Genomic DNA, 26,603 nt, shown 5'->3' with positions numbered 1-26,603 from the left:
GTCAGACCTTGTTGCAGAAGCCGGCATCGACCGGGAACGTCACCCCGGTGACGTAGCGGGCCTCGTCGGAGACCAGGTAGGCGATGGCGGCGCTGACGTCTTCGGGCTCGAGCATGCCGACCGGCATCGGGTTCTGCAGGTGCGGGCCGGCGCCGGGATTCTTCTCAAGGAATTCGGTCATGTCGTCGTTGGTGGCCATCATCGTGTTGACCGCGGTCGGGTGCACCGTGTTCACCCGAATGTTCAGCGGCGCAAGCGCATTGGCCAGGGTGCGCATCAGCCCCACGATGCCGTGCTTGGAGGCCGCATAGCCCAGGCCGCCGCCCTGCAGGCCGCCGAAGCCCTTGATGCCGGCGGTCGAACTGGTGAAGATGATCACCCCGCCGCGGTTACCGGCCAGCAGATGCGGAATGGCCGCCCACGCCGTGTGATAGGCGCCGTCCAGGTTGACGCCGGTGACCGCCCGCCACTGGGCCAGTTCCTCCTCGATGCTCAACTTGCCGGAAGGCCAACGGCGCGATGCCGGCATTGGCCAGCACGATGTCCAGCCGCCCGAATTGCTCCACACCGGCGTCCAGCGCGGCCTTGACCTGGCCGAAGTCGCGCACGTCGGCCACCGTGCCGAGCATCTTGCCGCCGGCCTCCTCGACCAGCGCGACGGTCTGGTCGAGCTCCGCGCGGGAGGCCATCGGATAACCGTTGGCGGCGATGTCCGCGCAGATGTCGATGCCGATGATGTTGGCGCCCTCACGCGCGAGCCGTACCGCGTGGCTGCGGCCCTGGCCGCGCGCTGCTCCCGTGATGAAGGCGACTTTGCCATCTAGTGAACCCACGGCGGGCGTCCTCGTTTCTTGTCCGGCGGCCCAGTTCAGGGGCGAGTAACGTGGTTACTCACCCGCGCACAGTAACATGGTTACCGTGACGGCAAAAGGGCCCGACGCCCCGATCGTTTCCGGGGATCCGATTCTGGGCATCGTGGTCGACATGCTCGATACCGGGGGCTACGAGGCCGTGCAGCTGCGCGAGGTGGCCCGGCGGGCCCGCGTCTCGATGGCCACCATCTACAAGCGCTATCGCACCCGCGACGAGCTCATCGTGGCGGCCCTGGAGGGGTGGATGGACGCCAACCGGTATGCGCGGTTGCCGTCGCTGATCGACGAGCTGCCCGGCAAATCGATGTATTCCGACCTCATGCACGTGATGCGCACCATCTTCGAGCCGTGGGAGCGGCATCCGTTGATGCTGCGCTCCTACTTTCAGGCGCGCTCGGGGCCCGGCGGTAAACGCCTGATCCAGCGCGGTGTCGAGGCCGTCGTTCCCGTCGCGAAAAGCGTTCTGGCCCAGGCTGATCCGGGATTCGTCAACGATCTGGAGCTCATCCTCACCGGTGTGGTCTTCGGGTTTCTGACCCGCTTCGCCCAGGGCGAGATCGAGGTCACCGAGATCGTGCCCGGCATCGAGCGCACGGTGTACTGGCTTACCCAGGCCTACCAGAACGCCGATGCCGGCCGGCAACCTCACATCAGCGGCGGCGGGATCAGCCAGCCCAGCGAGGGGTCGACGTCGTCCTTGTACTGCGGGCAGTAGCTGGCGACCGAAAGACCGATGAAGTAGCCGGATTGCTTCGGCGTCAACGGGGTTTGCTTGGTCAGCCGCAGCGCCAGCATCGACACGTTGGGGTTGGCGTCGATGCTCGAGCACACGCTGTGGCCCATGGCGATCGCGTCGTCGTCGTCGAACATGGTGATCCCGCCCTTGGCCAGGCCGGCGAGGAACGCGTCATCGGCTTCGTCCGCGGCGGCCGGTGCCGCGCACAACAGCGCGGCGGCGGACAGGACGACCGCGCAGGCGGCCGGCCACGCGGCACGACCGGCCTTGGTGTGAGTCATGGCCTCCCCTGGGTGCGGTGGGCCGAATCAAGACGACTTATTGAAACGATAGACGAATTCTGGGTGCCGTCGCCGCGGCGCACGCCGGCTCGCGGTCACGACGAGCAATGCGTGGCTTTGATCCGCCCGTTCGGCGCGCCCAGCTTGGCCAGGGCGTCGGAGTCGGCGCTGGCCGCATCGGGGCCCGAGCCGCCCCGGAACCGCCCGGAGCCGCGGTCGAAGGCCACCGACGCGCAGCCGTTGCGGGCGCCCGCGACCACTTCGCAGGCGTCGCCGGCCTCGGCGGTGCAGTGCGCAAGGGCGAGTTGGTTCGCCTGGTCCTGACTGTTCGCGGTGGCCCAGCCGGCGGCGCGTCCGCTGCCCACCGACACCGCCAGGGCGACGAAGTCGTCGTCGGCCCAGGCGGTTTGGGGCGCCCACAGCGCCGCGGCCGGGCAGCCGACCGCGACGACGACGGCGATGAGTGACCGCACGCCAAGCTCCTTTGTGTCCAGGACAGCAATGTAGCGCCGACGCCGGGGCGCGCGCGGCGGAATCGGCCGGCGGCTACACGCCGCGTTCGGGGTCTTCGGCCAGGTAGGTGACCTGATACCAGCGGCTGCCCGGCGGGCCGCCGGAGGCCCCGGTCGCGGTTGCCCGCTCCAGCCGGACGTCGGTCAGCTGTGGATTCTGCACGCGGATGTAGTCCTCGAGGGCGGCGTGCAGCGCGTCGCCGCGAAGGCTGGTGTCCGCCAGGGCCCGGGTCTCGTACCGCGTCCAACTCACGCGAACATCTTGCTCCCACCCAGCGGAACGGAACACGCTGGTATCACCGGGGCTTCTCCCTATACTCGACCTGATTCATGGAGGGCGCGATGGCTACAACCTGGGACACGCTGGACCGTTACATCGTCATCTCGACGGACACTCACGCCGGGGCGGATCTCTACGGCTACAAACCGTATCTGCCGGCGCGGCTGCACGACGAGTTCGACGCCTGGGCCAAGGCGTACGCCAGCCCGTTCGACGACCTGATCGTCGCCACCGCCAACCGGAACTGGGACCACGAGCTGCGGATCGGCGAGATGGACGCCGACGGGGTGGCCGCAGAGGTGTTGCTGCCCAACACCGTTCCGCCGTTCTTCCCGACCACGCCGAACATCACCATCAGCCTGCCCCGCACTCGCGCGGAGTTCGAAAAGCGTTGGGCCGGTGTGCAGGCGCACAACCGGTGGCAGGTCGATTTCTGTTCGCTGGCTCCCGACCGGCGCCGCGGGCTGATCCAGATCTTCCCCAACGACGTCGAGTTGGCGATGGAGGAAATCCGTTGGGGCGCGCGGCAGGACTGCTTCGGCGGTGTGCTGATTCCGCCCGTCTCGCCCGGCGATTCGCAGGTGGCCCCGCTTTTCCACACCCGCTACGAACCGCTGTGGGCGCTGTGTGCCGAACTGGACTTCACCGTGGTGCAGCACGCGGGGGCCGGCAGCCCGGAGATGCCGATGGACCAGCCGGCGTCCAATGCCGTGTTGATCACCGAGATGGCCCTGTGGGCCCAGCGGACCCTCGGCCACCTGATCCTGGCCGGCGTGTTCGAACGGTATCCGACGCTGCGGTTCGTGCCGACCGAGCAGGGAACCCTGTGGGTGCCGGCACAACTCGGCGTCCTCGACGCCATGGTGCCCACCATGAAATCCGATGCGCACAACCGCACCTACGGGATGTTCGGCGGCTCGTCGGTCGACGCGCTGACCCTGACGCCCAGCGAATACGTCCAGCGCAACTGCTATCTGGCCAGCGAGCTGATGCCCTACGACGGCGCGATGATCGACTTCATGGGGCCCGATCACATCATGTGGGGCAGTGACTATCCGCACGAGGAAGGCTTTGCGCCGCACTCGAAGTTGGCCATCCGCTGGGCGCTGCACGACCGGCCCGAGGATGCCTGCCGAAAGATCTTGGGCGGCAACGCCGCTCGGCTCTACCGTTTCGACCTCGACAAGCTGATTCCGGTGGCCGCCAAGATCGGGCCCACGGTCGAGGAGGTGCGCACCCCGGTGCCGGACACCGGCTATCGCGCCCCGGCCGCGTTCGGCTACCGGCCCTTCGAAGGCGGGCTGGCGCTCAAGCGGCTGGCGCCGCAACGCGGTTAACCGGACTCGTCGGCCAGGGCTTCGCTCAGTCGGCGGGTCGCGGCGGCCAGCTGGGTGCCCAGCCGGGTGACCGCCGCGCCGCTCATCGGCTCGGCGCTGGGCACCAGGCTGAGCATCAACGCGATGCTCGGGCCCGGCCCCAGGATCGGGGAGTCGATGTGGCTCACCTCGTAGCTGCGGTCGGGGGCCAGGCTGATCGGGAACCACTCCTCCTGGTGGATGAGCTCGTCGGTCAGCGCCTGCGCCAGCTGGCTCAGCCGGGTGGATCGCACCTCGGCGCTGCGCACCAGCAGCGCCAGTTCCTGCAGCCGCAGGTCGGGCAGCAGGTGCAGGCCCACCGCGTAGCCGCGCTGCCGGGCGGCGGCGATGGCCTCGCGGTAGCGGTCGCGCACCTCGTCGGGCAGGGCGGCCAGCCAGCGCTCCCGGTCCTCGGTTCCCGCCCAGGCAACGGTCGACGCCCGGTACGGCGGGCGGTGCGGGAACTGGGTGCCGATCGGCATCGGGTGCCCGCCGCCGCGGCGGCTGCGGACCTGATCGACAACGGTGGAGTAGTCCTCGCTCACCGAGAACGCCACGCAGTGCGCGCCCGTCGCCGCCGCCAGCTCGTCCATCACCGAGCGGGCCAGCACCAGGGCCGGGTAGCGGGCGGCGGCCTCGCGGCCGAGCCGCACTAGGGCCGGGCCCAGGTGGTAGGTCTTGCGCACCGGGTCGCGCAGTAGCCAGCCGCCCCGCAGCAGTTCGGACAGCATCGAGTGGCAACTGGCCTTGTGCACGTGCAACCGCCGGGACGCCTCGGCCAGGGTGATCCCCGCGCTGCCGTCGGCCGCCAGCAGCTCGAACAGGTTCACCACCCGCTCGGTTTGCGGCGAGGGACGCGCGGCCATGCCCGCAATGGTCGCATAATGCGAACGGTTGTGGTGCTCAGTGCGACCGTGTGACGATAGCCACACCATGACGGACCTGCAGGGCAAGGTGGCGGTGATCACCGGCGGCGCCGGAGGCATCGGCCGGGCCCTCGGCCGTCGTCTCGGCCACGAGGGCATGAAGGTGGTGCTGGCCGACGTGCTCGCCGACCCGCTGCAGGAGGCGACGCGGGCGCTGGCCGACGAGGGCATCGAGGCGGCCGGCGTGGTCACCGACGTCACCGACTACTCCTCGGTTGAGGCGCTGGCCAAGGAGGCGTTGCGCCGCTTCGGCGCGGTGGACGTGGTGTGCAACAACGCCGGTACCGGCGCGGTGTCCGAGGGCTATCTGTGGGAGCACGACCTGGCCGACTGGCGCTGGGGGATCGACGTCAACGTGCTGGGCGTCATCCACGGCCTCAAGGCGTTCGTGCCGATCCTGCTCGAGCGGGGCGAGGGGCACGTGGTCAACACCTGCTCGGGCAACGGCGGATTCGCGCCGATCGCGCGGGGCGCCATGGGCGGACCGGCCACCGCGGTCTACCCGATGACCAAGGCGGCCGTGCTGTGCGTGACCGAGAGCCTGTACACGCACCTGGAGATGACCGGGACGCGGGTGCGTGCGCACGTGCTGTTCCCGGGCGGGTTTTTGAACACCGGCATCTGGGAGTCGTGGCGGCATCGACCGCCGCGCTACGCCCCGACGCAGCAACGCCGCACGCCCGAGCAGACGCTGGACAAGGTGGTGGCCCGGTTCGAGGCCGCCGGCGCCCGCGTCGAGTTCACCCCGCTGGAGACGGTGGCCGACCTGGTGGTGGACGGCATTGCGGCGGACCGGTTCTGGATGATGGGCCCGCCCGCGCCGTCCGACGACGTCGTGCGCCGCAAGGCGGCATCGATCCTTTCCCGCGGCGCCCCGGACTACCTGGTCGACGTTCTCGGCCGCAGCGCCGGCGGAAACTCCGAAACGCAAGGAGAAAACCAGTGAGCAGCAACGTCATTCGCTACGGGCCCCGTCCGCCCGAGGCCCAGGTCGACCACGAGATCGATGCCACCAAGGCGCCGATTGCCACCGAGGCGGTGACGGTCACCTACCTCACGGAGCCGGACATCGTCGCGGCGGTGCTGCCCAAGCCGCTGCAGCCGGCCGACGAACCGCTGGTGCGCATCCAGCTGCAGCGGGTCCGCATCGAGGGGATGGCGCCGTTCGGGTCGGCGGTGTTCTCGGTGACCGCCCGGCACGGTGACCGGCACGGCGACTATCCGCTGTTCATGCCCCAGTCCACCGAACAGTCCGTCACCGGCGGCCGCGAAACCTTCGGCGAGCCAAAGAAACTCGCGCAGATCACGGTGGAGCGCGACGGCGACCGCGTCACCGCCGGCGTGGACCGGCTGGGCTACCGGCTGATCCGGCTGAGCGGGCAGGTCAGTGGCCCGGCGGAGTTGCCGCCCGACCAGATGAACACCGAGTTCTACTTCAAGTTCCTGCGCGCGCCCGACGGCAGCGGCATCACCGACCCCCACCTGGTCTACGGTGAATACCACCGGCACTACGAGCTGCTGGAGAACATCGACGGCACCCTCGAGCTGGGGGAGTCGCCGCTGGATCCGGTGGCCGACATCGTGATTCGTCAGGTCACGTCGATCACCTGGTGCCGGCGGCGCACCGTGCAGGTGGGGCGGATCGCGGCGCGGGTGCCGCAGGAGTGGCTGCTGCCGTATGTGCACCAGCGCTACGACGACGTGGCCCTGCTGGCCGCCCCGCGGCCCGAACCGGCGCGGGCGTAGCGCATGGACCGCTACACCGTCATCTCGGCCGACTGCCACGCCGGCGCGGACCTGCTCGACTACCGCGACTACCTGGATCCGCAGTACCGTGACGAATTCGACGGTTGGGCAAAGACTTACGTGAACCCGTTCGGCGACCTGAGCGAGCCCGACGCCGAGCGCAACTGGAACAGCGCGCGGCGCAACTGTGAGCTGGACACCGAAGGCATTGCGGGAGAGGTGATTTACTCCAACACCGTGCCGCCGTTCTTTCCGCACGCCAGCCTGGCCGCCCCGCCGCCGGAGACGGCCCGGGAGCTCGAGCTGCGCTGGGCCGGGCTGCGCGCCCACAACCGCTGGCTGGCCGACTTCTGTTCGCTGTCACCCGAGCGGCGCGCCGGGGTGGGGCAGATCCTGCTGGGGGACTTGGACGAAGCCGTCGCCGAGGTGGCGCAGATCGCCAAACTCGGCCTGCGCGGCGGGGTGTTGCTGCCCGGGATCGCCCCCGGCACCGGCATCCCGCCGCTGTACGCCGAGCACTGGGAGCCGCTGTGGGCGGCGTGCGCGGAGGCCGGGGTGGTGGTCAACCACCATGGCGGCAACGCCGGGCCGAGCCCGACCGACGGGTGGGGCAGCTCGTTCGCCGTCTGGGTGTACGAGACGCACTGGTGGGCGCATCGGGCGTTGTGGCACTTGATCTTCAGCGGCGCCCTGGACCGCCATCCCGACCTCACCGTGGTGTTCACCGAGCAGGGCGCCGGGTGGATACCGGCGACGCTGGCCTCGCTGGACGTGGCCGCGGCCCGCTACGCGCGAGCGAACTCGGCGATCGCCCGGTTCGCCGGTCCCACCGCCGGTTCGCTTTCGCTCAAGCCGAGCCAGTACTGGGCCCGCCAGCGTTACGTCGGCGCGAGTTTCATGCGCCCGGTCGAGTGCGCCGAGCGGCACGGAATCGGTGTCGAGAAGATCATGTGGGGCAGCGACTACCCGCACTACGAGGGGACCGCCCCCTACACGCGAGAAGCGTTGCGGCACACCTTCAGTGACGTTCCGCCCGACGAGGTGGCCGCCATGGTGGGCGGGAACGCGGCGAGGGTGTACGGCTTCGACCTCGACGCGCTGGCGCCGCTGGTGGACCGGATCGGCCCGAGCGTGGCCGAGGTCGCCGAGCCGCTGGCCGCCGTGCCCGCCGACGCGAGCAGCACCGTCTTCGAGCCCGACCCCATCCGCACCTGGTAAGCGAAAGGACCGCCATGACCGACGTGGACCCCTACATCATCATCTCCGCGGACACCCACGCCGAGCTGCCGACCGAGCGCTACCGCGAATACGTCGACCCCGAATACCGGGAGGACTTCGAGACGTATCTGGCGGAGAAGACGGCCGCGGCGCAGGCCGGCGGGTTCATCGACGAGGAGTTCGCGCAGGAGTGGTTCTCCGAGCACGGCGAGGGCATCGCCGGCGGGTGGGATGTGGCGTTGCGGGACAAGGAACTTGACGGCGACGGGGTGGTCGGCGAGGTCATCTTTCCCGACGCCGACGCGGTGACCGGGGTGGCCGGCGCCCCGTTCGGGGCCGGCCTGGGCCAGTCGGGCGACCTCGACCCGGGCCGGGCGATGGCCGGGGCGCGGGCGCACAACCGCTGGCTGGCCGAGCTGTGCAGCCACAGTCCCGAGCGGCGGGCCGGGGTCGCGGTGGTGCCGATCCTGGCCGACGTGGACGCGGCGGTCGCCGAGATCACCCGCGCGGCCGAGTCGGGGTTGCGGGGCGGGATCCTGATCCCGGCGCGCTGGGTCGGCTACCCGCCGTATCACGACCGTCGCTACGACAAGGTCTGGGCCGCCTGCCAGGACCTGCAGATGCCGGTGCACACCCATTCCGGTCCCGCGCCGCAGGAGGAGTACGGGGGCCATTTGGGCATCTATGTCACCGAGGTGCGGTGGTGGGGGGCGCGGCCGCTGTGGTTCGCGTTGTGGTCGGGCGTGTTCGAGCGTTTCCCGGGCCTGCGCTGGGGGGTGACGGAGTGCGGCGCGTTCTGGGCCAACGATCTGCTGTGGCTGATGGACACCCGGTATCTGCGTGAGCATTCGGCCAAGAAGATGAGCCATCTGATGGAGGGCGACCTGACCATGCCGCCCTCGGCGTACTTCGACCGGAACTGTTTCATCGGCGCCACCACCACCGAGCGCAGGGAGCTGGCCCGGCGCTACGAGATCGGCGTGTCGAACATCTTGTGGGGCAACGACTTTCCGCACCCGGAAGGAACCTGGCCGCACACCCGCGACTGGCTGCGGCGCTCGTTCTGGGACATTCCCGTCGAGGAGACCCGCCAGATGCTGGGCTTGGCCGCCGCCGAGCTGTACAACTTCGACCTGGGCGCGCTGGCCCCGCTGGCCGCGCGCATCGGCCCGGTTCCCGCGGACCTGGGCCAGGACGATGCGGTGAGCATTCCCAAGTGGGAGGCGGCCCGCCGGACCGGACGGCACTGGCTGACCGACGCGGAGCCCATGTCCGATCTGGTGCAGAGCTGAACGCGCCTCAGGTGTGGACTTTCCAGCCGGCCAGCGGGGTGGGGGCGGCCGGCGCGTCGGGGTCGTTGAACTCGATGTAGACATCGCCCTGGCGGATGGCGCCGTCGTAGGCGATGAAGCCGTGGGCGGTTTGACCGTTGGTGACGCTGCCCACGCGCAGCGGCGGCGTCTTGTTGAGCTGCTGGTAGTCGGCCAGCGACGAGCCGCCCTGGATGTCGCGGTAGGGGTCTTGGCGCCACGGGGTGGAGGCGGCGGTGATCGAGGCCTGGCTGTAGGTGAACGGCTTGTCGGATTTGCCGGCGATGGTGAGTTCGATGACGTTGCACCCGCCGCCGCCCGGGCAGCCGGACGAGACCCAGGTCGCGTTGTTGAGCGTGACGTCGGCCGTCGCGGTGCTGTACTCCGTGACGTGGATGGTGGTGCCGGACTTTCCGGTCGGGAAGGGCGACTGTTGGGGCGTCGGGTCGGCGGTGGCGCCGGGCGCGGTCAAGCACGCCGTCAGCGCCAGCGCCGCCGCGAGGGTGCTCATGCGAGCAGGTCTGGTCACCGGCTGAAGATAGCGCATTGCGACGTCGCGACGCCGCCGTCATTCCTGCGGTCGAGGCTCACGGCGGCGGCGGGGGCGGGGGCTCGGCCGGGGGCGGCGGCGCCGGCGGGTTGTCCCAACTCCCCGGGGTGCCGGCGGGCACCTGCATGCCTAGCCAGTTGCACGGCAACATCGAGCGCCACGCGATCAAGGCGCACTGCTGTTCCGGTGTCAGGGGACTGGGACCCGCGCAGGGCGGTGTTCCCGGCGTCCCGCAGATCGGGTCGGCCGATGCCGGGGGCGCGGAGGCGAACGCGGCAACCGGGAACATCGCCGCGGCCGCCGCAACGAGGGTGATGACGACACGTCGGATGCGATGCATGGCCACCTCGAATCTGTAACTGCGTGCCGCAGATCGTAACTCGGGGCTCTGACACGGCGGGGCGGTTTTGACGTGGGCGGCCTGGTTGGGCGGGTGGCGGGCCGGCTTTCGGGGCTCAGAGCTTATTCAAAAGACCTGTCGCGCGGCATATTCAACGAGCCCGCGCTTGGTGACGGGCCCGCGGAGCCTTTGGGAGCTAATGCGGTGCGTTGGCCATGAAGCAGCGCACGCGAGTGGCGGCGTCTTCCGGCTTGACTCCCATGTCCACTAACCGCTGGACCACCTGTTCGGGAAGCACACCAGAACTGAGGTCGACGTCGATCACATGAACGCTGGGAAACCAAAATTCTGCCTGTTGCCCCGGTGGCGGGGGCTTGGCATCGCCACCGACGCACTGTACGTAGCCATTGACGCCCGTATCAGCGTGCGCTGCCGACGCGCCGATGAGCGCAGTGAGGGCCATGCCGGCCGCCGCGACGGCGTAGGTGAAACGCATGGGGGCATTATGCCGCGTTCGCGTCGTTTAACAACCACAAATCCGCGGTTGAAATGCGCAAACCCTGATGTGCTCGGCCGGTGACGGGGCATTGCTTCGCCCTGTATGTCGAGTTCAGGATGCCGAGTTGGAAGGTGGGTGGCACCGACCGCTGCGCGAAGTTCCGCAACAGCATGTGACTCAATATGAAACCGCAACGGCGCCAACCATTTCCGGAGGTCAAGCGGTACTGTTGGCGAATCCGCTGATGAGCAGGCCCATTTTAGTGCGATGCCGCGAGCGCGCGGCCCTCGTCTTGGCAACCGGCAATGAAGTCGGGCGGGTAAGCCGGGTCATCCACCGATTTTCATGCACGCGGAATCAGCGGTGAGACGCCGCGCGCATTGAGATCAGCGATCAAGGCTTGGTCATCGGCGTGGGCCGGCGCGCCGACGCCGATGCCGATCGACACGGTGATTGCCGCGCCAAAGGCAATGCACAACGACATGCCCCCTGTTTTGGTGATGCCTGCATGGTGGCGGTTGCCCGGTTCGCCGACGGGAGCCTAAACGGTTCCACGAGAAGCACACATCGGAAATCGTGAAATCGCAAACACGGACGACCGGCGCAGCTAAATTGATGTCCTCGGGCGTCGGGTGAACATCTCCGTACGAAACCCCGGAGTGGAGTCATGTCGCGTATCACGAAGATCAGCGTTGCGCCGGCCGGGATGATCGCGGCTGTCTTATTCGTGGCTCCACTCTCACCGGTGGGCCCACTGCCAACGTGCGGTGGCTACATCAACGTTGACGGTAACTACGTGCCATCGCCGGATCACACACGGAGCAGCCTCCCCGACAACGACGGGACGTACAGCCACTCCCAACACAAGCAAGGGTCAGGCTCCTGGCACGGCGGCACCGGTCGGTCGAAGTAGGCAGGGAGCAGGCACGTCATGGGAGCAATGAAACTTGGTCGCGCCGTGGTCTGTTCAGCTTTACTTGCTGCTGGACTTCTCACCACTGGAGTCTGTGCGGCAAGCGTTGCCCAGGCTGACTTCTGCGGGGCGAAAGAGGACCCGTTCTCGTGTACGGCACGCTTAGACGCGGGCCCCCCCACATCGGCCGAGTCGGCATTTATCCAGTCTGACCAGATGTTAACCGATGGCTGGCGTTCCGTGCCTGGCTTTCCCAAACTCTAGTGGTCGATTTGGAAGGGGCCGCTGGATCGGTCACGCGAATGCGCAGCTTCTTCGTCGGAGAGTGAAGGGTCGCTGGCCGGACGAGGCCCACGGTCGGGGCAGCGAGGGGGTACCCCCCAGGGGGTTTTATACGCGCCGGACGCGTTGGTCGATCCAGTCGATAACTTCAACAGCGGACTTCGCGCATTTCTTAACATCTGCCGGAGTGCCAACAACTTTCGACGCTTGGACTGCGAGGCCGGCAGCTCGAAGATTGGCCAGTACTTCTTGGCTATTGCGTTGCCGTGAGGTGAGACGGCCTAAACCGTGCGCCCACGCATTCCGGGCATCTACGAACCCAAGCCAGCTTCTCCACCAGCCCGCATCAACAACATCGACACCTAGCCACGTCTTGATGAACTTCCGTCGCTCATTCCAACTTGATTCCACGGGCTTGGAAATTGAGTTCATCACAATATCGGGTATGGGCTCGACCGACGAGGCAGATATCAATTTGGCGTGCATGGTCAGCGACTCAACAACGAAGACCTCTACATGGCTAACAACTTCACTTATCGCTGAGAGTACAGGTCTGCTCGAATTGCTGTCGTCACGCCAATCTTCTAGGCTGCGAAAAGCTCGCTCAGTCTTGTCGTAAGCAGCAACAGCGAGCCAAACAAACTCACATACCTCTTCACCGTTTTGCGATCTGACATCAGAGTTCATAAGATCGATTCCGCCCAGTTGCGAATTATTTTATCGAATCTGTCGCCACTATCGAGCGAATCTCTGTCCGCTACTGGCAGTCCAGCGAGAGCAGCGGCGGCAAATTGGGAGCTGTACGAGCCGGGAAGTTGATTCAGACGGGACCAGGCGTCTCGCGCCAGCGAACCGGTAGCGGCTAAGGACCACACCGCATGGGAAGCCAAGACCTCATCTTGAACGCTTGTTTGCGCTGCGAGCCACCCTTCCACCTCGGGGTGGAGGGCCAGTCGCCCCGCCCAGATTCTCTCGCGATCTGGATTGCTAAGCGCATAGCACAGCCAGACAGATATCCATCTGCTTAAGGCAGTGTTCTTGATGGTTGTTGCAACGGCGTCATCTACGCCCTTTGCGTGGGTTTCCGACAACTCATACAGGTAGCCGGCCACCTGATAGGTGAGTTGCGGCTCCATCAGTAGAAGCTCCGGGACGTGCTCTAAAGCTTCTGGTTCGCGTACCAGCGATAGAAGGTTCAAAACCAAACTAAGATCAAGCCGAGTAGGCATAGCGGCCTTGTCGTCCTCGCGCACCGACTTCGCCGCGGCGGCCCACGCCTGCAACTCTTCCATCGCAACGGCGGCAAAAACCTCTGGGTCTTCTGGAGTAATGGGCTCGAAGCTGTAGAAATCGACCGTGGTCAATTCATCGCGTTTTTCCCTCCATGCGTCGGTGAAGTACTGTCGTTCTCGCTCCATATGTTCGATATATTTGTCGCGATTCACAATGTATGTCTTTCGCTCATTCACGAATAGTCCCAGTGAGCGGAGCTCTTCGTCGAAAATTTCGAGAGCGTTGATGCCTTCTTGATAGCTCGATGCTCCGATTCTGAAATCATCAGAATGGTGCCAGGCGGTCAACCCGCGCCGACGAAGTCTCCGCAGCAAAGTATCAGCGTAGGTGTCCGCAAGCCTATCGCTGGCGAAGTTCCCTTGGGGCAGGCCCCCTACGTCGGGTGAAATTGCTTGTAAAAATCCGCGTAACCATGCGATTACCGACCACTCGCCCGTCCGAGACAACAAGACGTTAGCAATCCTGTCCACTTGAATGGACGAATAATAGTTGGCTAAATCAGTCACTACGATAAATTTGTCGCCATTTTCGACCGGGGCACTCACCATAGTCGAGTAGCCATCTTTGGCGCGCTCAGGCGCAAGGCCATCAGCCAGTAGGGAAGTTGCGGCCCGATAGAGGACACGTTCCGGCAATGGCAGGGCGGCGGCGGGTCGCCGTCCATGCCGCCACTTGCTCGCCGCCAATACTGGCGCAGGTTGATTACCGACGCTACCTTCCCGCGCCCGCGTGGCGATGATCGCTGCCACCTCGTCGAGGTTTCCACGCGCAGCTAAATCGCCAACTTGCACCGGGAGAAGGTCACGCCGGGGCCCGGGGGAACGTCCCGGGGCGTGGTGTAAATAGTGGCGGCGTGTCGGTGCTGATGTAGAGGGCCATCGCGTGAGTCTCTGTGGTGAAACGACCAAGGATCACTACCGAGAGGAACATCGCGATGGCCCTGGACCAGTCTGCCTTGCTGGAGGTGCTGGACGCATTACGCAATGCCGATGCCGCTGATCGGATCAAGCAGGCCGCCGAGACGATTTATCAGGCACTCATCGATGCGGAGCTGACGGCGGTGATCGGCGCCGGTCCGCATGAACGGAGCGCATCACGAACCAACCAGCGCAACGGGTCTCGGCCGCGCACACTGTCGACGATCGCTGGCGATTTGGAGTTGCGGATTCCCAAGCTTCGGTCGGGCTCGTTCTTCCCGGCGCTGCTGGAGCGGCGCCGCCGGGTCGATCAGTGCTTGTTCGCGGTGGTGATGGAGGCCTATTTGCACGGCACCTCCACCCGCAAAGTCGACGATTTGGTTAAAGCCCTCGGCGCGGACGCCGGCATCTCCAAAAGCGAGGTCTCCCGGATTTGCGCCGATCTGGACACCGAGGTAGGCGCCTTTCGGGACCGGCCTCTATCCGAGCAGCACTTCCCGTATGTGTTCCTCGACGCCACTTACTGCAAGGCTCGGGTCAACCATCGGGTGGTCTCCCAAGCGGTCGTCATCGCCACCGGTGTCGCGGCTGACGGACGCCGTGAAGTGCTCGGCTTCGACGTCGGTGACTCCGAGGACGGCGCGTTTTGGACGGCGTTTCTGCGCTCACTGAAAACCCGCGGCCTGTCCGGGGTGCAGCTGGTGATCTCTGATGCCCACACCGGGTTGCGCAGCGCCATCGAGGCCATCCTCATCGGCGCATCTTGGCAACGATGCCGGGTGCACTTCCTGCGCAACGTGCTCGCCCAGGTGCCCAAGGGATCAGCCGAGATGGTCGCCGCAGCGATCCGCACCATCTTCGCCCAACCCGACGCCGAACATGTGCGAGAGCAACTCGACACCATCGCCGGCATGCTCGGCCGCCAACTGCCCAAGGTCGAAACGATGCTGCGCGAGGCCGCCGACGACATCACCGCATTCGCCGATTTCCCTGTCCTGCACTGGAAAAAGATCTGGTCCAACAACCCCGCAGTTATCTGGAGTCCTGCAGGCGGTGTCCTTGATGTCCGACACGAGGCGTTGAGGTCCCAGGTTCTGCGTGGTGGACGTGTTTATCTGCAGTCGTCCAGGAGGCAAGAGCCTGCGGAGGGGCGATGCAGATTGCACGAGTTATCTCGCCGGTCTCGTTGCGTGAGTCGTGGACCGTTCTCGGCGACGACGACGCTCCGGTAGCAGCGGTTGACCGGTATCTGGCGTATCTGACCGATATCGAGCGATCACCGAACACGGTCAAGGCGTACGCGCACGATCTCAAGGACTGGTTCGGTTTTCTCGCCGAGCGTGGGCTGGACTGGCGGGCGGTGCGGCTTGATGACGTAGGTGAGTTCGTGGCCTGGCTGCGGCTGCCGCTGCGGGCCCGGCATGGGCAGGTTGCGGTGTTGCCGTCGGTGCCGCATCACTGCACGGAATCTACTGTGAACCGCAAGCTTTCGGCGGTCGGGGCGTTTTACACCCACGCCGCACGAGATGGGCTGGATGTCAGCGCTCTGCTGACCTCGTGGCAGGTCGGCGGCGCGCGCGGTGGTTGGAAGCCGTTTTTGCACCACATCAGCAAGGGCGCGCCGAGGTCGCGGCGGGTGATCGCGTTGAAGGCGCCGAAGAAGCTGCCGCGGGTGCTCTCACCGGACGAGGTGCAGGCGATCCTGGATGGTTGCGGTCGGCTGCGGGACCGATTGCTGTTCGCCGTGCTCTACGACACCGGGATGCGGATCGGTGAGGCACTTGGTTTGCGGCACAACGACATCGCCGCTGCCGAGCATGAGGTGACGGTGCGGCGACGCGATAACGCCAATGGCGCGCGCGCCAAGTCACAGACCGTCCGCACGATCCCAGTCAGCAGCGCGTTGATCCGATTGTTCGCCGACTACCTTCACAGCGAGTACGGCGATCTGGACAGCGACTACGTGTTCGTCAACCTGTGGGGCCGCCCGCAGGGGCATCCGCTGACCTACGCTGCGGTCTACGACCTGGTGCGGAGGCTGCGCCGGCGGACCGGGATCGACTTCGACCCGCACTGGCTGCGACACACGGCCGCAACCCGGCTGCTGCGCGACGGAGTCAGCATCGAGGTGGTCGCGCACCTGCTCGGACATGCGCACGTGGCGACGACGACCACGACGTATGGGCACCTCACCGTGGAGGACGCTCGGCGGGTCATGGAACAGGCAGGCTGGTTCACCGATGGGCAGGTGCGGCTATGAGCGCGCCGTCGCTGAAGCCCGCCGGCCCGTCGGGGCTAATCGGCAAGCTGATGGCCGAGGTCCGCAGCGAATTCCGCAGCGATGTACTGGAATTCGGTGCCGATGATCCGGTGTTTGGTGGAGCCGAGTGCCGGGTTGAGGGGTGCGGGCGAACCGCCCGCGGACGCGGCCTGTGTGAAGGACATCGGCAACGGTGGGACGACGAAGGACGCCCGTCGGTGGAGCAGTTTGTCGTGTCGACCGATCCGCGGTGGCGGCGGCGACAACCCAACCAGCGCTGCCGGGTGCCCGGTTGCGGTTACGGCTCTGCCCGTGGCGGCATGTGCGGGCTGCACGCGCAACGATGGGAACGCGCCGGGCGCCCCAGCCTGGCCGGATGGCTGGCCGAACCGCAGCCGTTCAAGCAACCAGCGGCCGGGGTGACCTGCCGGATTCCGCACTGCGAGCTCTGGCCGCAGGGCACGTCTGCGTTCTGCCAAACCCACACCAACACCTGGAAGGTCAACGGCAGACCCGACATCGACGTGTTCGCCGACCGCTTCGCCGCCGAAGCCCCGTTGGCCAGTGAGCAGATACGGCTCGACCGGCTGATCGGTCAGCTGAAGCTGGAACTGCAGTACGTGCTGCAACGCCGCCACGACGATCGGCAGGGCAAGCTCACCCCGGACGTGGTCATGCGCGTGGTGAAGGCACTGGCCGCCGCAGGCGTGGGCTCCCTGCTCCACCACGACGAGGACACCTGGCATGACTGGGCTCGGTCGACGATCAACGACACTCGCTCCCGTGGATTCCTCAGCTACGCATCCCGGGTGATCGCCGACCTGGCCGAGGCCGGCGGCTGGGACGCCGAATACCCGCGCGAAGTCTGGCGCATGCGCCGGCTCGGCTACGACGGAGACCGCACGCTGCGCTTCGACGGTATTCCGCAGCCGTGGCTGCGGGATCTGGCCAAGCGGTGGGTCCGGTGGCGGCTATCGACCGGATTGGGTCTGGAAGCCGGCGGCGGCAGGCCGGTCGTTGCGCTCACCCGCTTCGCCGGGTACCTCGCCGACATCGGCGTCGAGAGCATCGACCGGATCAACCGGCCGGTGCTGGAGCGCTATTTGGCCAACCTGCGCAGCGACTCCATCGGTGCCCAACGCCGCGGGACCCATATCGGGCTGCTCAACCGATTCTTCGCTACCGTCCGCCAACACCGTTGGGACACAGACCTTCCCGCAGACGCGATGTTCTTCGCCGAGGACTACCCCAAACGCGATGAACGGTTGCCTCGGGCACTGGCCGAACAGGTCATGACCCAGCTCGAGGATCCCGACAACCTTGCCCGATACGCCGACCCCGCTCACCGGTTGATCACGATCATCTTGATGCGTTGCGGGCTACGGATCACTGATGCGCTGCGGCTGCGCAGCGATTGTGTGGTCGCCGATGCCGAAGGCGCACCGTATCTGCGCTACCTCAACCACAAGATGAAACGCGACGCGTTGGTGCCCATCGACGAGCAGTTGCGCGAACTCATCGCCGAACATCGCAACCACACCTCCCAGCGTTGGCCGGCAGGCACGCCGGTGTTGTTCCCACGGCCGACGAAGAACATTGACGGCACCCACCCGATCGCGAGTCCCACCTACCGGATGGCGCTGTTGCGCTGGCTGTCCGTCTGCGACATCCGCGACGAGCACGGCCAGCCGGTGCACCTCACCCCGCACCAGTGGCGCCATACCCTGGGCACCCGGCTGATCAACCGCGACGTCCCGCAAGAGGTCGTGCGACGCATCCTCGACCATGACTCCGCGCAGATGACCGGGCACTACGCCCGCCTGCACGACACCACCGTGCGCCGTCAGTGGGAGGCAGCTCGAAAGGTCGACATCCACGGCGCCACAATCATTTTCGACCCGTCCGGGCCGATCGCGGAGGCCGCCTGGGCCAAACAGCGCCTCGGCCGAGCCACCCAGGCCCTACCCAACGGCTACTGCGGACTGCCGGTGCAGCAGAGCTGCCCGCACGCCAACGCCTGCCTGACCTGCCCGATGTTCCTCACCACCGCCGAGTTCCTGCCCCAGCACCACCAGCAGCGGCAACAGACTCTGCAGCTGATCACCGCCGCCGAAGCCCGCGGCCAACAACGTCTGGCCGAGATGAACCGTCAAGTCCTGCACAACCTGGACACCATCATCACCGCCCTCAACGATTCAGAACCAGGGAAGGCCAAACATGCGGGCTGACAACAGCATCAACCTCATCCGGGCGGCCCAGCAGCGGCACGAACACACCCGCGCCAAGGCGATCGCGGCGATGCACGAACTCGACCGGACCGGCGCCGTGCTCACCTTCGAATCCGTCGCCCGCCATGCCGGTGTCTCCCGCTCGTGGATCTACACCCAAATCGACCTCAAAGACGAGATCTGCCGGCTCCGCGCCCAGCACCGGCCCGAGCCAAGCACACCGTTACCTGCCCGACAACGCGCCAGCGACGACTCCCTGCGGCAGCGCCTCGAAATCGCCAACCGCCGCAACCACGAACTCGCCGATGAGAACCGGCGGCTACGCCGCCAACTCGCGTGCGCCCTTGGCCAACTCCGCGACGACACCGGAAGACACCATGAACGGACGCATCGCGATTCGGTAACGATCGGGCCATGCTGACCGCCAACCGATATCGATCTCCAGCCGCGTCATGGACACCCTCCACGACACAAACCTGCAGGTCACAACAGCTATCGCACACAGTGCTCCAGATAACCAGTGAACGGCTCAACAAAGAGATCCGCCGCCGCACCGACGCCGTCGGGATCTTCCCCAACCGCGACGCCATCGTCCGTCTCGTCGGCGCCGTGTTGGCCGAACAGAACGACGAATGGGCCGAAGGCCGCCGTTACCTCGGCCTCGACATCCTCACCCGCTGCCGCCTGACCACCATCACCGACGACAACCCCGACATAGGAGCCAACGACATGCCCGCACTCACCGCCTAACCCACCGGATCACACAGCACTACACCACTTCCCGGGACTTGACCGGTTTACGGCGAAGCGGATCGCGCTGCGTGCCTGGACTACATCGAACAGAACTGGCCCGATATCCGCCCGAAGACTTTACGGGACAGGCTGGCGGCGCAGCGCCGCGGTGCTGGCAAGTAACCCGCAAAGGAATTCCGATGACGATCGATGACCGGGCACTGCACGTTGGGCGAGAACAACTGACGGAACTCGATGGTGGGCCATTCCCGCTGACACGCGGACAGCTCGACATCTGGCTCGCACAGGAAACGGATCAGCAGGGTGCGAGGTGGCAGCTGGGCTACCTGCTGCGAATCGAAGGCACCGTCGACCCGTGGTTGCTGGAGCACACGATCCGGCAAGTGGTGCGCGAGGCCGAACCACTCCGAGCCGCCTTTTTCCAGGTGGATGGCCAGGTTTTCCAGAAGGCCGTCGATTACCCGGACGTCGAGCTCGCGTGCTATCAGCGGATGGGCTCGCAAGATCCCGTCCAGGAAGCCTACCGGCTGGCGGCCTCGATTCAGCGCACCGTGATGCCGCTCGATGGCCCGCTGTTCAAATTTGCGTTGTTGCAGACCCGCGTGGACGAATTCTATCTATTCGTGTGCTGCCACCACATCGTGGCGGACGGAATCGGTCTTGCTCTCATTTGCCACCGCATCGGGGATGTCTACAACGCGTTGGCCTCGGGTGCGCCGATTCCCCCCGCCTATTTCGGGTCGCTGAGTGATTTGATTGCCTGCGAGGCCGAATACGAAGCGTCCACCGATTATCTCGATGATCGGGCCTATTGGGCCGAGAACCTACCGTCGGAAAGCGAACCGGGTTATCGGTTCGCGCCCGCCTCGGAGCGGGAACCGTACGAATCTTCCGCGCCGATTGAGTTGGACCCGGTCGCCGTCGCCGGGATACAGAAGTTGTCACAGGAGCTGGGGGTGCGTCGCTCGTCGGTGCTGGCCGCGGCGTGCGCGCTGCTGGTGGGCGGGTGCGACCTGGAAAATTCGGAGATCGTGTTCGAGTTTCCGGTGAGTAGGCGGGTGCGTCCGGAAGCGCAGACGGTGCCCGGAATGATTACCGGATTCGTCCCCCTGGTCCTGAAAGCTTCGCCGGGCTCGTCGGTCGCGAGTTTTTGTGAGCATGTCGACACACGGCTGGGAGAAGCGCTCCAACATCAGCGGTTCCCGGTGCACACCATCGAGAACAAGCGTCGCGGGTCCACGCAGACGTCAAATCGGGTAATTCTCAATTTCATTCCGACGACAAACCTGGCCAACATCGCCGGTGCCAGGGTTTCGGGAACCCTGACCCACACCAACCTCGTCGACCAGCTTGGACTGGACTTCTTCAGCGACCACGATCGGCTATTCCTCGGCATGCAGCCCGGCGCGACAACGGGTGGATTCGGTGGCGCCGGGCAATGGCTTTCTGATTGTGACGTCCACGATGTGGTCGGGCGGTTGGAGCGGGTGTTGGTGGCGATGACGGCTGATCCGGGGCGGCGGTTGTCGTCGGTGGATGTGCTGGGTGTGGGTGAGCGGGTGCGGTTGGATGAGCTTGGTAACAAGGCGGTTTTGGCTGGCCCGCGGGGTGTTTCGGTGTCGATTCCGGATTTGTTTGCCGCGCATGTGGCCGGGACGCCGGATGCGGTGGCGGTGAGTTTTGGCGGCCGTTCGGTGAGCTATCGGCAGCTGGATGAGGCGTCGAATCGGTTGGCGCATCTGCTGGTGGCTCGCGGGGTGGGCCCGGGTGAGCGTGTGGCGCTGCTGTTTTCGCGGTCGGTCGATGCGGTCGTGGCGATGTTGGCGGTGCTCAAGACGGGGGCGGCGTATCTGCCGATCGACCCGGGCGTGCCGGACGAGCGGGTCGGGTTTGTGTTGGCCGATGCCGCGCCGATCGCCGCGATCACCGGCACCGGGCTGGCGGAGCGGTTGGGCGGGTATGACGTGGTGGTCATCGACGTCGACGATCCCGCTGTCACCGTGGTGGTGGAGGCCTATCCCGGCACGGCACCACCGGGGCCGGCCCCTGACGATGTCGCCTACCTGATTTACACGTCGGGCACCACGGGTGTGCCCAAAGGCGTTGCGGTCACTCACCGCAACGTGACCCAGCTGTTGGGGGCGTTGGATGCGGGGTTGCCGGCCCCGGGCGTGTGGGCGTTGTGTCATTCGTTGGCGTTCGACGTGTCGGTGTGGGAGATTTTCGGCGCGCTGGTGCGCGGTGGGCGGTTGGTGGTGGTGCCGGAGTCGGTGACCGTTTCTCCGCAGCAGCTGCACGGCATGTTGGTGGCCGAACAGGTCAGCGTGTTGACCCAGACCCCCTCGGCGGTGGCGGCATTGCCGGCTGACGGGTTGGAGTCGGTGGCCGTGGTGGTGGTCGGTGAGGCGTGTCCGGTGGAGGTGGTGGATCGGTGGGCGCCGGGTCGGGTGATGGTCAACGCCTACGGGCCGACAGAGACCACCATGTGCGTGGCCATCAGCGCACCACTAAAGCCAGGATCGGCGGGCTCGGGTGTGGTGCCCATCGGCTCACCCGTCCCCGGGGCGGCGTTGTTCGTCCTCGATCGGTGGCTACAGCCGGTGCCGGCGGGGGTGGTCGGCGAGCTGTACGTGGCCGGTCGTGGCGTGGCATGTGGATACCTGGGCCGGCCGTCACTGACCGGGTCACGTTTCGTGGCCTGCCCGTTCGGAGCGCCCGCGACACGCATGTATCGCACCGGGGATTTGGTGCGTTGGCGTGCCGACGGGCAGCTGGATTATCTGGGGCGGGCCGATGAGCAGGTCAAGATCCGCGGCTACCGCATCGAGCTGGGCGAAATCCGCTCGGCGCTAGTGGATTTGGACGGTGTGGAGCAGGCGGCGGTGATCGCCCGCGAGGACCGCCCCGGCGACAAACGACTGGTCGCCTACGTCACCGAATCAGCCACCGCAACCGCCGACCCCGCCGAGATCCGCGCCCGGCTGGCGAAGCGGCTGCCCGAATACATGGTGCCGGCCGCGGTGGTCGTGCTGGAAACGCTGCCACTGACCGCGAACGGCAAACTCGACACCCGCGCCCTGCCCGCACCCGAATTCCAGAACGCCGACTACCGTGCACCCGCCAGTCCGGTCGAGGAAATCCTGGCCGGCGTATTCGCCGACGTGCTGGGGCTGGACCGGGTCGGCGTGGACGACTCGTTCTTCGACCTGGGCGGCGACTCGTTGTTGGCGATGCGGGTGATCGCCGCGATCGAAACCACGCTGAATGCCGACCTTTCGGTGCGCACCGTGTTCGAGGCGCCCACCGTTACCCAGTTGGCGCAGCGCGTCAGCGGCGACCGGGGCCGGCGGCAACCGTTGGTGGCCGTGGAGCGGCCGGCGGTGGTGCCGTTGTCGTTCGCCCAGCAGCGGTTGTGGTTCATCGACCAACTGCTCGGGCCCTCGCCGATCTACAACATGGCTGCCGCGTTGCGGCTGACCGGACGGCTAGACGCCGACGCGTTGGGGACGGCCCTGGCCGATGTGGTGGCCCGCCAGGAAACCCTGCGCACCCTATTCCCGGCCGTCGACGGGATACCCGAGCAGGTGGTGATCCCGGCCGAGCGGGCCGACTTCGGCTGGCAGGTCGTCGATGCCAGCGGCTGGCCGACGGACCGGCTACAGCAGACCATCGAGGCCACAGTCCGCCACTCGTTCGATCTGGCCACCGAGATCCCGCTGCGGGCAAGGCTTTTCCGGATCGCCGACGATGAGCATGTGCTGGTGGCCGTGCTGCACCACATCGCCGCCGATGGTTTGTCGATGGCCCCGCTGGTGGCCGATCTGGGCATGGCCTATGCCAGCCGGTGTGCCGGGCATGCACCGGGCTGGGCTCCGTTGCCGGTGCAGAGTACGCCGACTACACCCTGTGGCAGCGCGCGCAGCTGGGCGACGTCACCGATAGCGACAGCCCGATCGCTGCGCAGCTGGCGTATTGGGAGCAGCAGTTGGCCGGGTTGCCCGAGCGGCTGGCGTTGCCCACCGACCGACCCTATCCGCCGCTGGCCGACTACCGCGGCGCCAGCATGCTCGTCGACTGGCCGGCCGAGCTGCAGCAGCGGGTACGCACGGTGGCCCGCGAGCACAACGCCACCAGCTTCATGGTGATCCAGGCCGCCCTGGCCGTCCTGCTGGCCAAACTCAGCGCCAGCCGCGATCTCGCGACTGGATTCGCCATCGCCGGGCGGCGTGAGCCGGCGCTCGACGAGTTGGTGGGATTCTTCGTCAACACCCTGGTGCTGCGAGTCGACCTGGCCGGCGATCCCAGCTTCACCGAATCGCTGGCTCAGGTGCGCGCGCGCAGCCTGGCCGCCTACGACCACCAAGACGTGCCCTTCGAGGTACTGGTGGAACGGCTCAACCCCACCCGCAGCCTGGCCCATCACCCGCTGGTACAGGTGCTGTTGGCCTGGCAGAACTTCACCGGCCTGGATGACGCCTCGGCGGCCGGGTTGGCCGTCGGCGACCTTCGAGTCACCCGGCTGCCGCTGGATACCCAGTCGGCGCGCACGGATCTGACATTCACGCTGTCCGAACGTTTCACCGAGTCCGGTGAGCCCGCCGGGATCGGCGGTTCGGTGGAGTTTCGCACCGACGTGTTCGACCCGGAAAGCATCCAGACGCTGATCCAGCGGTTGGAGCGGGTGCTGGCGGCGATGACCGCCGATCCCGGTCAGCGGTTGTCGTCGGTGGACCTGATGGATACCGATGAGCACATCTACCTCGACGAGATCGGAAACCGGGAGGCGTTGACGCAACCAGCGGCGCGGGTGTCCATCCCGGCGATGTTCGCCGATCAGGTCATCCGCGCCCCGCAGGCCGTGGCGACCCGCTGCGCCGGTCACTCGATGACCTACCGGCAGCTCGACGAGGCGTCGAACCGGTTGGCGCACTTGTTGATCGAGGCGGGCGCCGGCCCGGGCGAATCCGTGGCGCTGCTGTTCAACCGTCGCGCGGAGGCCGTCGTCGCTGTACTGGCGGTGCTCAAAACCGGGGCGGCCTATCTGCCGATCGACCCGGCCCACCCGACCGCGCGCATCGAGTTCATGGTTGCCGATGCCGCACCGATCGCCGCGATCACCACCACTGAGCTCGCCGAGCGACTGGACGGATGCGGCCTCCCGATCATCGACATCGCGGATCCCCGTATTGACAGCTACCCGCACACGGCGCTGCCGGTGCCGGATCCGGACGATATCGCCTACCTGATCTACACCTCCGGCACCACCGGTGTCCCCAAAGGCGTTGCCATCACCCACAACAACGTAACCGAGCTGCTCGGTTCCCTTGCCCCGGATTTGGCGCGGCCCGGGCAGGTGTGGTAGCAGTGGCACTCCTACAGCTTCGACATCTCGGGCTGGGAGATCTACGGCGCGCTGCTGCACGGTGGGCGGCTGGTGGTGGTGCCCGAGGAGGTGGCGGCATCCCCGGACGACTTGCACGCCTTGCTGATTGACGAAAAGGTCACCGTCCTCTGCCAAACCCCCTCGGCAGCGGGGACGCTGTCGCCGCAGGGGTTGGAGTCGGTGACCCTGCTGGTCGGCGGCGAGGCCTGCCCGTCCGAACTGGTCGAGAGGTGGGGGCCCGGACGCGTGATGATCAATGAATACGGCCCCACCGAGACGACGATGTGGGTGGCCTTGAGTGCGCCGTTAACGACGGGGTCGACCGGGTCGGACGCCGTGCCGATCGGGTCACCCGTGCCCGGGGCGGCCTTCTTTGTGCTGGATCAGTGGTTGCGCCCGGTGCCGGCCGGCGTGGTCGGCGAGTTGTATGTGGCCGGTACCGGCGTCGGGGTCGGATACGTGCGCCGGGCGGGGCTGACCGCATCTCGTTTTGTGGCCTGTCCCTTCGGCGAGTCGGGGACGCGGATGTATCGCACCGGGGATTTGGTGCGGTGGGGCGCCGATGGGCAGCTGCGGTATCTGGGTCGGGCCGATGAGCAGGTCAAGATCCGCGGGTACCGCATCGAACTGGGCGAAATCCGTTCGGCGCTAGCCGGTTTGGACGGTATCAAGCAGGCGGCGGTGATCGCCCGCGAGGACCGCCCCGGCGACAAACGCCTGGTGGGCTATGTCACCGAATCAGTCACCGGAGCCGCTGACCCGGCCGATATTCGGGCCCGGCTGGGTCAGCGGCTGCCGGCCTACATGGTGCCGGCGGCGGTGGTGGTGCTCGACGCGTTGCCGTTGACGGTCAACGGCAAACTGAATGCCCGGGCCCTGCCGGCGCCCGAGTACATCGAGCGCGAAAAGTACTGCGCCCCAGCTACTCCCACCGAGGAGGCAGTGGCCGGGATCTACGCCCAGGTGCTCGGGCTCGAGCGGGTCGGGGTCGACGACTCCTTCTTCGACCTGGGCGGGGATTCGCTCTCGGCGATGCGGGTCATCGCCGCCATCAACAAAACCTTGGACGCCGGCCTCGCGGTCCGCACGTTGTTCCACGCACCGTCCGTCAGAGGGTTGTGCCGGCAGCTGGGCCAGGGCGCCAACGAGGTGGAAAACCAGGTGGAAATCGTCCCCGTCGAGTTCCTCAAGGAGGGCACCGGCGCTCCGCTGTTCTGCATTCATCCCGCGAGCGGGCTGAGCTGGCCGTATCACGCTCTCGGTAATTACCTGGGCTGCCCCATCATCGGGATTCAGCAATCCCTGCAGCGAGGCGAGGCCGAACCGGCGTCAATCCGCGACATGGCGAAAAACTATGCCGACCGGATCCAGGGCGTTGATCCCACCGGGCCCTACAACCTCCTCGGCTGGTCCTTCGGCGGCGTCGTCGCCCATGAGATCGCCATCGAGTTGCAGCGACGCGGCTGTCCGGTCCGGCATCTCATCCTGCTCGACGCCCTACTGGTCATCCCCAGCAGCGACGCCCTGAACAGCGATGTCTTAGTCGAGCAGGCACTGAACGAAGTCCTGCGGTTCTGTGGCATACAGGTTCCCGAGGGCGATGAGCCGCTTACCTACGAGCGGGCCGAAAAACTGCTTCGCGAACGAGGGATCGAAGAGCTACCGCGCTACAAGCCGTTGCTCGATTCGATTGTCCGCAACGACAATACGAACCTCGCGTTGGCCAGAGCGCACGAACCGGGCGTCTTCGATGGTGATGTGAAGTTGTTCGCCGCCGCGCGGGAGGAGGGCGACCAGAACTCGTCGTCGCTGCGAAGCTGGCGACCGTATGTCACCGGCGAAATCAGCAGCTACCCGGTCGACTGTACGCATCAGCAAATGATGAGTACTGAGTCGCTGATCCAGTACGGCCAGCAACTCAAGGTTGTCCTCGAGGGTGGCGGTTGACG

The 26,603-nt window shown here is 66.5% G+C and carries 20 protein-coding genes and 5 pseudogenes; 14 read left to right on the top strand and 11 right to left on the bottom strand.

Features of this window, described 5'->3' with window-relative positions; translation table 11 throughout:
• Nucleotide 1: 1 nt before the first annotated feature.
• Nucleotides 2–833: pseudogene (locus MAA44156_RS09320) on the bottom strand (mycofactocin-coupled SDR family oxidoreductase).
• A gap of 76 nt (nucleotides 834–909) precedes the next feature.
• Between MAA44156_RS09320 and MAA44156_RS09315 the strand changes: the two are divergent.
• Complete coding sequence (locus MAA44156_RS09315; protein WP_023861165.1) at nucleotides 910–1,587, top strand: TetR/AcrR family transcriptional regulator; 678 nt, start codon at nucleotides 910–912, stop codon at nucleotides 1,585–1,587.
• On the opposite strand, the gene MAA44156_RS09310 is transcribed toward MAA44156_RS09315, so the two are convergent.
• From MAA44156_RS09310 to MAA44156_RS09300, 3 genes are all read right to left on the bottom strand, one after another.
• Nucleotides 1,518–1,889 carry a DUF732 domain-containing protein gene (locus MAA44156_RS09310; protein WP_009977863.1) on the bottom strand — a complete coding sequence of 124 codons (372 nt, stop codon included), beginning with the start codon at nucleotides 1,887–1,889 and terminating at the stop codon, nucleotides 1,518–1,520. The genes MAA44156_RS09315 and MAA44156_RS09310 overlap by 70 nt on opposite strands.
• Nucleotides 1,890–1,984: 95 nt before the next feature.
• Nucleotides 1,985–2,362, bottom strand: coding sequence for a DUF4189 domain-containing protein (locus MAA44156_RS09305; RefSeq protein WP_009977858.1), 378 nt, complete (start codon nucleotides 2,360–2,362; stop codon nucleotides 1,985–1,987).
• A 73-nt stretch (nucleotides 2,363–2,435) separates the two neighbouring features.
• Entirely contained in the window at nucleotides 2,436–2,654 is a 219-nt protein-coding gene (locus MAA44156_RS09300) for a hypothetical protein (protein ID WP_009977857.1), read from the bottom strand.
• Between the two features lie 77 nt (nucleotides 2,655–2,731).
• Between MAA44156_RS09300 and MAA44156_RS09295 the strand changes: the two genes are divergently transcribed.
• On the top strand, nucleotides 2,732–4,018 hold the full coding sequence (locus MAA44156_RS09295; RefSeq protein ID WP_009977856.1) for an amidohydrolase family protein: 1,287 nt from the start codon (nucleotides 2,732–2,734) through the stop codon (nucleotides 4,016–4,018).
• On the opposite strand, the gene MAA44156_RS09290 is transcribed toward MAA44156_RS09295, so the two are convergent.
• Nucleotides 4,015–4,902 carry an IclR family transcriptional regulator gene (locus MAA44156_RS09290; protein ID WP_009977855.1) on the bottom strand — a complete coding sequence of 296 codons (888 nt, stop codon included), beginning with the start codon at nucleotides 4,900–4,902 and terminating at the stop codon, nucleotides 4,015–4,017. The genes MAA44156_RS09295 and MAA44156_RS09290 overlap by 4 nt on opposite strands.
• A gap of 67 nt (nucleotides 4,903–4,969) precedes the next feature.
• Between MAA44156_RS09290 and MAA44156_RS09285 the strand changes: the two genes are divergently transcribed.
• The 4 genes from MAA44156_RS09285 to MAA44156_RS09270 are packed head-to-tail and all read left to right on the top strand — an operon-like array spanning nucleotide 4,970 to nucleotide 9,218.
• Nucleotides 4,970–5,908, top strand: a complete 939-nt coding sequence (locus MAA44156_RS09285; protein ID WP_009977854.1) for an SDR family oxidoreductase — start codon at nucleotides 4,970–4,972, stop codon at nucleotides 5,906–5,908.
• On the top strand, nucleotides 5,905–6,708 hold the full coding sequence (locus tag MAA44156_RS09280; RefSeq protein WP_009977852.1) for an acetoacetate decarboxylase family protein: 804 nt from the start codon (nucleotides 5,905–5,907) through the stop codon (nucleotides 6,706–6,708). The genes MAA44156_RS09285 and MAA44156_RS09280 overlap by 4 nt, the downstream gene beginning before the upstream one ends.
• A gap of 3 nt (nucleotides 6,709–6,711) precedes the next feature.
• Entirely contained in the window at nucleotides 6,712–7,926 is a 1,215-nt protein-coding gene (locus tag MAA44156_RS09275; RefSeq protein WP_009977850.1) for an amidohydrolase family protein, read from the top strand.
• A gap of 14 nt (nucleotides 7,927–7,940) precedes the next feature.
• Nucleotides 7,941–9,218, top strand: coding sequence for an amidohydrolase family protein (locus MAA44156_RS09270; RefSeq protein WP_009977848.1), 1,278 nt, complete (start codon nucleotides 7,941–7,943; stop codon nucleotides 9,216–9,218).
• Nucleotides 9,219–9,225: 7 nt separating this feature from the next.
• Here MAA44156_RS09270 and MAA44156_RS09265 read toward each other — a convergent pair whose 3' ends face one another.
• The 4 genes from MAA44156_RS09265 to MAA44156_RS09250 all read right to left on the bottom strand — a co-directional run bounded on the left by MAA44156_RS09265 (nucleotide 9,226) and on the right by MAA44156_RS09250 (nucleotide 11,109).
• Complete coding sequence (locus MAA44156_RS09265; protein WP_009977847.1) at nucleotides 9,226–9,747, bottom strand: hypothetical protein; 522 nt, start codon at nucleotides 9,745–9,747, stop codon at nucleotides 9,226–9,228.
• Nucleotides 9,748–9,823: 76 nt separating this feature from the next.
• Nucleotides 9,824–10,132: a hypothetical protein gene (locus MAA44156_RS09260; RefSeq protein ID WP_020424469.1), complete on the bottom strand. Its 309-nt coding sequence runs from the start codon at nucleotides 10,130–10,132 to the stop codon at nucleotides 9,824–9,826.
• 190 nt (nucleotides 10,133–10,322) lie between these two features.
• A complete protein-coding gene (locus tag MAA44156_RS09255; protein ID WP_009977846.1) occupies nucleotides 10,323–10,622 on the bottom strand; it encodes a hypothetical protein in 300 nt (99 codons plus the stop codon).
• Between the two features lie 346 nt (nucleotides 10,623–10,968).
• Entirely contained in the window at nucleotides 10,969–11,109 is a 141-nt protein-coding gene (locus MAA44156_RS09250; RefSeq protein ID WP_009977845.1) for a hypothetical protein, read from the bottom strand.
• A 183-nt stretch (nucleotides 11,110–11,292) separates the two neighbouring features.
• On the opposite strand from MAA44156_RS09250, the gene MAA44156_RS23780 reads away from it, so the two are divergent.
• On the top strand, nucleotides 11,293–11,538 hold the full coding sequence (locus MAA44156_RS23780) for a DUF3761 domain-containing protein (RefSeq protein WP_080555756.1): 246 nt from the start codon (nucleotides 11,293–11,295) through the stop codon (nucleotides 11,536–11,538).
• Nucleotides 11,539–11,928: 390 nt separating this feature from the next.
• Here MAA44156_RS23780 and MAA44156_RS09240 read toward each other — a convergent pair whose 3' ends face one another.
• On the bottom strand, nucleotides 11,929–12,507 hold the full coding sequence (locus tag MAA44156_RS09240) for a hypothetical protein (RefSeq protein ID WP_128971790.1): 579 nt from the start codon (nucleotides 12,505–12,507) through the stop codon (nucleotides 11,929–11,931).
• Nucleotides 12,504–13,862 carry an RNA-directed DNA polymerase gene (locus tag MAA44156_RS09235; protein ID WP_155763157.1) on the bottom strand — a complete coding sequence of 453 codons (1,359 nt, stop codon included), beginning with the start codon at nucleotides 13,860–13,862 and terminating at the stop codon, nucleotides 12,504–12,506. The genes MAA44156_RS09240 and MAA44156_RS09235 overlap by 4 nt, the downstream gene beginning before the upstream one ends.
• A 185-nt stretch (nucleotides 13,863–14,047) precedes the next feature.
• Between MAA44156_RS09235 and MAA44156_RS09230 the strand changes: the two are divergent.
• The 7 genes and pseudogenes from MAA44156_RS09230 to MAA44156_RS09200 all read left to right on the top strand — a co-directional run.
• A pseudogene (locus tag MAA44156_RS09230) lies at nucleotides 14,048–15,058 on the top strand (IS256-like element IS1311 family transposase); the annotation flags it as partial.
• A 125-nt stretch (nucleotides 15,059–15,183) separates the two neighbouring features.
• Nucleotides 15,184–16,290: a site-specific integrase gene (locus tag MAA44156_RS09225; RefSeq protein WP_029248429.1), complete on the top strand. Its 1,107-nt coding sequence runs from the start codon at nucleotides 15,184–15,186 to the stop codon at nucleotides 16,288–16,290.
• A complete protein-coding gene (locus tag MAA44156_RS09220) occupies nucleotides 16,287–18,518 on the top strand; it encodes a tyrosine-type recombinase/integrase (RefSeq protein ID WP_024637620.1) in 2,232 nt (743 codons plus the stop codon). Before MAA44156_RS09225 ends, MAA44156_RS09220 begins: the two co-directional genes overlap by 4 nt.
• Nucleotides 18,508–18,939, top strand: coding sequence for a DUF6262 family protein (locus MAA44156_RS09215; RefSeq protein WP_009980034.1), 432 nt, complete (start codon nucleotides 18,508–18,510; stop codon nucleotides 18,937–18,939). Before MAA44156_RS09220 ends, MAA44156_RS09215 begins: the two co-directional genes overlap by 11 nt.
• A 98-nt stretch (nucleotides 18,940–19,037) precedes the next feature.
• Nucleotides 19,038–19,268 (top strand): annotated as a pseudogene (locus tag MAA44156_RS09210) (transposase); the annotation flags it as partial.
• Between the two features lie 45 nt (nucleotides 19,269–19,313).
• Nucleotides 19,314–19,433, top strand: a pseudogene (locus MAA44156_RS09205) (MbtH family protein); the annotation flags it as partial.
• 17 nt (nucleotides 19,434–19,450) lie between these two features.
• Nucleotides 19,451–26,601: pseudogene (locus MAA44156_RS09200) on the top strand (amino acid adenylation domain-containing protein).
• Nucleotides 26,602–26,603 lie beyond the last annotated feature (2 nt).

It is taken from the genome of Mycobacterium avium subsp. avium, assembly GCF_009741445.1.
GTDB classification, from domain to species: Bacteria; Actinomycetota; Actinomycetes; order Mycobacteriales; family Mycobacteriaceae; genus Mycobacterium; species Mycobacterium avium.
The sequence above is the reverse complement of the archived record's forward strand: the minus strand, read 5'-3'. Positions and strand labels throughout refer to the sequence as shown.

Bases quoted from the DNA above. Each gene is read 5' to 3' on its own strand.
- MAA44156_RS09315 (WP_023861165.1), top strand. From the start codon at position 910: ATGGTTACCGTGACGGCAAAAGGGCCCGACGCCCCGATCGTTTCCGGG.
- MAA44156_RS09310 (WP_009977863.1), bottom strand. From the start codon at position 1,889: ATGACTCACACCAAGGCCGGTCGTGCCGCGTGGCCGGCCGCCTGCGCG.
- MAA44156_RS09295 (WP_009977856.1), top strand. From the start codon at position 2,732: ATGGAGGGCGCGATGGCTACAACCTGGGACACGCTGGACCGTTACATC.
- MAA44156_RS09290 (WP_009977855.1), bottom strand. From the start codon at position 4,902: ATGGCCGCGCGTCCCTCGCCGCAAACCGAGCGGGTGGTGAACCTGTTC.
- MAA44156_RS09285 (WP_009977854.1), top strand. From the start codon at position 4,970: ATGACGGACCTGCAGGGCAAGGTGGCGGTGATCACCGGCGGCGCCGGA.
- MAA44156_RS09275 (WP_009977850.1), top strand. From the start codon at position 6,712: ATGGACCGCTACACCGTCATCTCGGCCGACTGCCACGCCGGCGCGGAC.
- MAA44156_RS09270 (WP_009977848.1), top strand. From the start codon at position 7,941: ATGACCGACGTGGACCCCTACATCATCATCTCCGCGGACACCCACGCC.
- MAA44156_RS09265 (WP_009977847.1), bottom strand. From the start codon at position 9,747: ATGAGCACCCTCGCGGCGGCGCTGGCGCTGACGGCGTGCTTGACCGCG.
- MAA44156_RS09255 (WP_009977846.1), bottom strand. From the start codon at position 10,622: ATGCGTTTCACCTACGCCGTCGCGGCGGCCGGCATGGCCCTCACTGCG.
- MAA44156_RS09250 (WP_009977845.1), bottom strand. From the start codon at position 11,109: ATGTCGTTGTGCATTGCCTTTGGCGCGGCAATCACCGTGTCGATCGGC.
- MAA44156_RS23780 (WP_080555756.1), top strand. From the start codon at position 11,293: ATGTCGCGTATCACGAAGATCAGCGTTGCGCCGGCCGGGATGATCGCG.
- MAA44156_RS09240 (WP_128971790.1), bottom strand. From the start codon at position 12,507: ATGAACTCTGATGTCAGATCGCAAAACGGTGAAGAGGTATGTGAGTTT.
- MAA44156_RS09225 (WP_029248429.1), top strand. From the start codon at position 15,184: ATGCAGATTGCACGAGTTATCTCGCCGGTCTCGTTGCGTGAGTCGTGG.
- MAA44156_RS09220 (WP_024637620.1), top strand. From the start codon at position 16,287: ATGAGCGCGCCGTCGCTGAAGCCCGCCGGCCCGTCGGGGCTAATCGGC.
- MAA44156_RS09215 (WP_009980034.1), top strand. From the start codon at position 18,508: ATGCGGGCTGACAACAGCATCAACCTCATCCGGGCGGCCCAGCAGCGG.